Annotated in this window: 3 protein-coding genes; 1 reads left to right on the top strand and 2 read right to left on the bottom strand. The window is 70.8% G+C overall.

From position 1 onward, the window contains the following. Positions 1-746: LCP family protein (locus tag RWP81_RS13710; protein WP_314456987.1), on the bottom strand; the 746-nt coding region annotated here is incomplete at its 3' end. A 220-nt stretch (positions 747-966) separates the two neighbouring features. Between RWP81_RS13710 and RWP81_RS13705 the strand changes: the two genes are divergently transcribed. Next, a complete protein-coding gene (locus RWP81_RS13705; RefSeq protein ID WP_314456985.1) occupies positions 967-4,539 on the top strand; it encodes a S8 family serine peptidase in 3,573 nt (1,190 codons plus the stop codon). Between the two features lie 219 nt (positions 4,540-4,758). On the opposite strand, the gene RWP81_RS13700 is transcribed toward RWP81_RS13705, so the two are convergent. Beyond that, a partial coding sequence (locus RWP81_RS13700; protein WP_314456983.1) for a pirin family protein occupies positions 4,759-5,649 on the bottom strand: 891 nt, incomplete at its 5' end.

Below are 5,649 nucleotides of genomic sequence, written 5' to 3'. Positions count from 1 at the left end.
TTGCTCACGCGGGCGAGGTCGCTGCCGCCCACGCCGTAGCGGGTGCGGAGGAACTGGAGGGCCTCGACGCCCTGGATCGTGCGGGGACCCGCGGCCCAGTCGATACCCGTGTTCTCGTCGCGCATGTCGCTGGCGAGGCAGATCTCGACACCGCCGATCGCGTTGGTGATCTCGATCACCCCGCCGAAGGTGACCATCGCGCCGAACTGGATCTGCTGGCCGCTCATGTCGGAGATCGCCGTGATCACGCACGACAGGCCGCCGTAGGTGTAGAGCTCGTTGATCTGCAGGTACCCGCCGTCGAAGCGACCGCCGTCCGAGGTGTCGCACGCGGGTGCCTCGAACACCAGGTCGCGGGGGAACGACACCACCGTGACCTTTCGCGGGGCGTCAGAGATGTGCACGAGGATGTTCACGTCGTTGAGACGCCCCTCGGAGTCGGGCCCCTCGCAGCGCTCGCCGAAGAGGGCGATGAGGTTCTCTTCGCACGCGTCGATGCCGACGACCATCATGTTGACGCCGCTCTCGAGCCGGCCGAGGTCGGGCGGGACCGGGGGCTGGTTCTCGACGGCGACGGCCTCGTCGACGAATTCCGACGTGAGGTCGTACGCGGTGTACGAGGCGACTCCGATCGCCGACACGACGGCGACGACCGCCGCCACGGCGATGAGGGTGGCGAGTTGCCCGAGTGGATGCGGGGAACGCAGCCGGGCGTGCTGTGCGACGGTGCGGCGGCGCCGGGGCATGGCTGCTCCTCCTCGGGTTTCGTCGCAGTCTAGGGCCGCGGGTCGCCGTCGACGGAGCGACGCGGCGCCACCTCGCTGTCGGAGCGCCTGGGGACTCCGACGTTTCCGGACTCCGTCCAAACTGAACGTTGGTGATCAATCCCCTCTGCGTTATGTTTGTCCAATGCGCGCCATTGATGCCGCGCAGATCGCTCATTCATCCCCCCGTTTGGAGCGCACTATGGGTCGAACCCTGCGTTCGGTCGCGGCCATCACCCTGGCCGGACTGTTCACCGCCACCGGAGCCACCGCCGTACAGGCCGCTGACGTGGGCGTGGGGGTGACACCCCCCACCCCCATCGAGTCGAGCACGGGCCGCTACATCGTCGTGCTCGACGAAGCCCCCGTCGCGACCTACGGCGGCGGAGAAGCCGGCTTGGAAGCCACCAAGTCCGAGGATGCGAAGCTCGATCCGGACTCCCCGGCGGCGCGCGAGTACTCGGCCTTCCTCGAGCAGCGCCAGCAGGACGTCGCCGACGAGGCCGGCGTCCGCCCGGACACGACCTACACGGTCGCGGTCAACGGCTTCAGCGCGACGATGGATCCGAACCAGGCGGCGAAGCTCGCCGCCACGGAGGGCGTGCAGAAGGTCGTCCCCGACGAGATCCGCCACCCGCACGCCGTCCCCTCCACCGAGTTCCTCGGGCTCGAGGGCGACAACGGCGTCTGGCAGCGCGTCGGCGGCGTCGACGCCGCGGGTGCAGGCACCGTCGTCGGTGTCATCGACACCGGCATCGCTCCGGAGAACCCCTCGTTCGCGGGTGAACCGCTGGGCACCACCGCGGGCGACGAGCCCTACCTCGACGGCAACGACGTCGTGTACCGCAAGGGCGACGGCTCCGACTTCCGCTCGCCCCGCGTCGCCGAGGGCAACGGCTGGTCGCTGTCGGACTACTCCACCAAGCTCGTCGGCGCGCGGTACTTCGACCAGGGTGCGGCCGCCACCGGTTTCACGTTCGAGGCCGACTACGTCTCGCCCCGCGACGGCGACACCCACGGCTCCCACACGGCCAGCACCGCGGCCGGCAACACGGGCGTGGACGCCGACGTGGAGGGCGTCGACTTCGGCGCCATCTCCGGCGTCGCCCCCGCGGCCAAGGTCGCCGCCTACAAAGCGTGCTGGGCCGGCCCCGACCCGCTCGTGACGACGGATGACGTCTGCGCCCTGAGCGACCTGCTCGGTGCCATCAACGCCGCCGTCGAAGACAACGTCGACGTCATCAACTACTCCATCGGCGGAGGAGCTGCCACCTCCACGTTCGCCCTCGAGGACCAGGCGTTCTTCAACGCCGCAGCGGCCGGCGTGTTCGTCGCCGTCTCGGCCGGCAACTCCGGTCCCGACGCCTCGACTGCCGACCACGCGTCGCCCTGGTACACCACTGTCGCGGCCTCCACGATCCCGACCTACGAAGGCACGGTGACCCTCGGGAACGGCTTCGAGGCCGCCGGTGCCTCCATCTCGGTGCCCGCAGATCAAACCGTCACCGCTCCCGTGGTCTACGCCGGCGACATCGCGGCATCCGGAATCGATCCGGCGAACGCGGCCCTGTGCCTGCTCGGATCACTCGACCCCGCGAAAGCTGCGGGCAAGATCGTCGTGTGCGACCGCGGACAGAACGCCCGTGTCGAGAAGTCGCAGGCCGTGAAGGACGCCGGGGGCGTGGGCATGATCCTCGTCAACGTCACCCCCGCCTCGGTCGACAACGACTTCCACGCGGTGCCGACCGTGCACCTCGACGCGCGCTACCGCGACGCGCTGCTGGCCTACGTGCGAGAGACCCCGGATGCTACGGCCACCCTCGTCGGCGAGAACATCACCGACGAAGTGACCCCGACCCCGCAGGTCGCGGGCTTCTCGAGCCGCGGCCCGATGCTGGCCGACGGCAGCGACATCCTCAAGCCCGACATCTCGGCGCCCGGCGTCGCGATCCTCGCCGCGGCCGCCAACGCCCCCGGCGCCGACCCGGCGTTCGAGTTCCTCTCGGGCACGTCGATGTCGTCGCCGCATGTGGCCGGTCTTGCGGCGCTCTACCTCGGCGAACGCCCGCAGGCGACCCCCGCCGAGGTCAAGTCGGCGATGATGACCACCGCCTACGACACCGTGGACGCCGAAGGCGCCGCCGTCGAGGATCCGTTCGCCCAGGGCGCCGGACATGCCGACCCGACGAAGTACTTCGACCCGGGTCTGCTGTACCTCAACGGTTCCGCCGACTGGGCGGCGTTCCTCCAGGGCAAGGGCCTGTACGACTTCGGCGTCGCGCCGATCGACGGCAGCGACCTGAACCTCGCGTCGATCTCGATCGGTTCGCTGGCGAAGCCCCAGACGGTCACCCGCACGGTCACCTCGACGCAGGCCGGTTCGTTCTCGGCATCCATCGAGGTGCCCGGAGTGGATGCCGTGGTCGAGCCGTCGACGCTGGAATTCGCCGCAGCGGGCGAGGAGAAGACCTTCACGGTGACCTTCTCGCGCACCACGGCCGAAGCCGAGCAGTGGTCGACCGGGTTCCTCACCTGGACGAGCGGTGATACCCAGGTGCGCTCGCCGATCGCGGTCCGACCGACGACCGCCGAGGCACCCGCCGAGGTGTCGGGCACGGGCCTGTCGGGCTCGGTCGACGTCGGCATCCTGCCCGGTATCAGTGGCGAGCTGCCCCTGAACCTGTCGGGTCTGAGCGCTCTGACGCTGCTGACCGACCCGGAGAACCCCGTCGAGGGGCACTCCGGCGACCAGGACTCCGGTGACGCCGACGGCTACGTCCGGTGGGTCGTCGAGGTGCCCGAGGGCACGACGCTCTCGCGCTTCGACCTCGACTCGTCCGACGACGCCGGCAGCGACCTCGATCTCTTCGTCTCGCGTGTCGTCAGCCCCGACGACCTGCGGTACTACGAGCGGTTCACCTCGGCGACGGCCTCGGCCGACGAGCAGGTGTCGCTGTCGAACCCGACCCCGGGTACCTACCTCGTCGAGGCGAACGTGTACTCGTTCACCGCGCCGTTCACGTGGGACATGACCTACGCCAACGTCGCCCCCGGCGGCGAGGGCCAGCTCACGGCGACGCCGAACCCGCTCACCGTGCAGCAAGGCGTCGAGACGACGTACGACCTGTCGTGGCAGGGTCTGGCTCCCCAGACCCGCTACCTCGGCGTGGTGACCTACGGCGAGTCCGCGGTGCAGACCGTGCTCACGGTGGATTCCGGAGAGGCGGCGCCGGTCGTCGTCGAGGCCCCCACCGTGTCGGGCACGGTCGCGATCAACCGCACCCTGCGGGCGACCCCCGGCACGTGGAACCCCGCCGATGTGACCACGACGTACCAGTGGCTGCGTGATGGCGAACCCATCCAGGGTGCGACGTCGCAGACGTACCGCGTGCAGCGCGCCGACCTCGGTCGCGTCCTCAGCGTGCGGGTGACCGCGACGTCGCCGACCACCGGGCTCTCGGGAACGGCCGACAGTGCGGGTGTGGCATCCGTCGTCACCTCTCGCACCGAGGTGACGGTGAGCCCGTGGGTCGGGCGCACCACCGACACGTACAAGGTCAACGTGAAGATCCGGCCCGCCGGTGGTCCCGCGGCGACGGGCGACGTCGTCGTGACGGTGGCGGGCAAGGACTACCCGGCCACCCTGCAGAACGGTGCCGCGACGGTGACGCTCGACGCGCAGACGCGCGGCGCCAAGGTGGTCAAGGTCACCTACGGCGGCAGCACCACCGTGCAGCCCTCGAGCGCGAGCAGCGCGTTCATCGTGCTGCGGTAGTCGCCGTCGGACCACAGTGGCGCCCGGGCTTCGGCTCGGGCGCCGCTGTGCTGCGTGCGGGGGCTCGGGCGCCGCTGCCGTCGAGGTCCTCGTGCGGTGGCTCGGCGACGTCGACGGGCCCAGCGTCCTGTTCGTATAGAGGTCCCTGAACTCGTCGAAGGGACCGGGCGCCTTTGCGGTTCGGCGGGGGGCTTCGACGGGCTCAGCCTCCCGCGTCCGTCAGGCCCGGCGCCGCCGCGGGGTGAGGCGCACGCCCGGCAGCGGCGGTGCCGGGATGCGCTCGGGGCCGTGATCGACCACCGCGCCGAAGCGCTCACCCTGCGCCTCCCACGCCTCGCGGGCCTCGACGATCTCGTCGTGCGAACGCCCGACGAAGTTCCACCACATCACGATGTCGGCCTCGAACGGCTCGCCGCCCAGCAGGAACACCCGCGCGCCCTCGTCGCTGCGCAGCTCCACGTGGTCGCGGCCCTTGCCGAGGTAGATCAGTCGCGTGTGATCGACGGATGCCGTCGTGCCCAGTTCGACCGCGGGCGAGGGGTGCCGCGCGGCGTCGGCGTCGGTGGCATCCATTCCCGTTTCGGCGACGGCGGTGCCGGTCATGCCGTAGACGGCGTACTCCCAGTCCGCGCGGAGCGGGACGCTGACGCCGACCCCGGCGGGCAGGCGCAGCTCAGCACCCACGATCGGGGTGTGCACCGTGGCGGGCGACTCGACCGCGCCCAGCGACCCCATGACGACGACCGCTTCCGCCCCGTCGCCGAGGTCGAGCACCGGGAGGTCTTCGTGTCGTTCGAAGGCGGGCCTGCCGTGGCGGCGGGACTCCGGCAGCGCCACCCACAGCTGGAGGGCGTCGAGCGGGATCGGCTGCTCGCCGACCGAGTACTCCGAGTGGGCGATCCCCGCGCCGCTCGTCATGAGGTTCAGGGCGCCGGGGCGCACCACGACGTCGCTGCCCACGGCATCCCGGTGCCGCACCTCGCCGATGATCGGCCAGGTGACCGTTTGCAGACCGATGTGCGGGTGTGGTTCGACGCGCATGAGGGTGTCCTGCGGACCGAAGCGGTCGAGGAAGCACCAGGCGCCCACCATGGGCAGCGCCCGGTGGGG

This window comes from uncultured Microbacterium sp., assembly GCF_963521695.1.
Taxonomy (GTDB): Bacteria; Actinomycetota; Actinomycetes; order Actinomycetales; family Microbacteriaceae; genus Microbacterium.
Note: the sequence above shows the minus strand (reverse complement) of the source record. Positions and strands in the feature narration are given on the sequence as shown.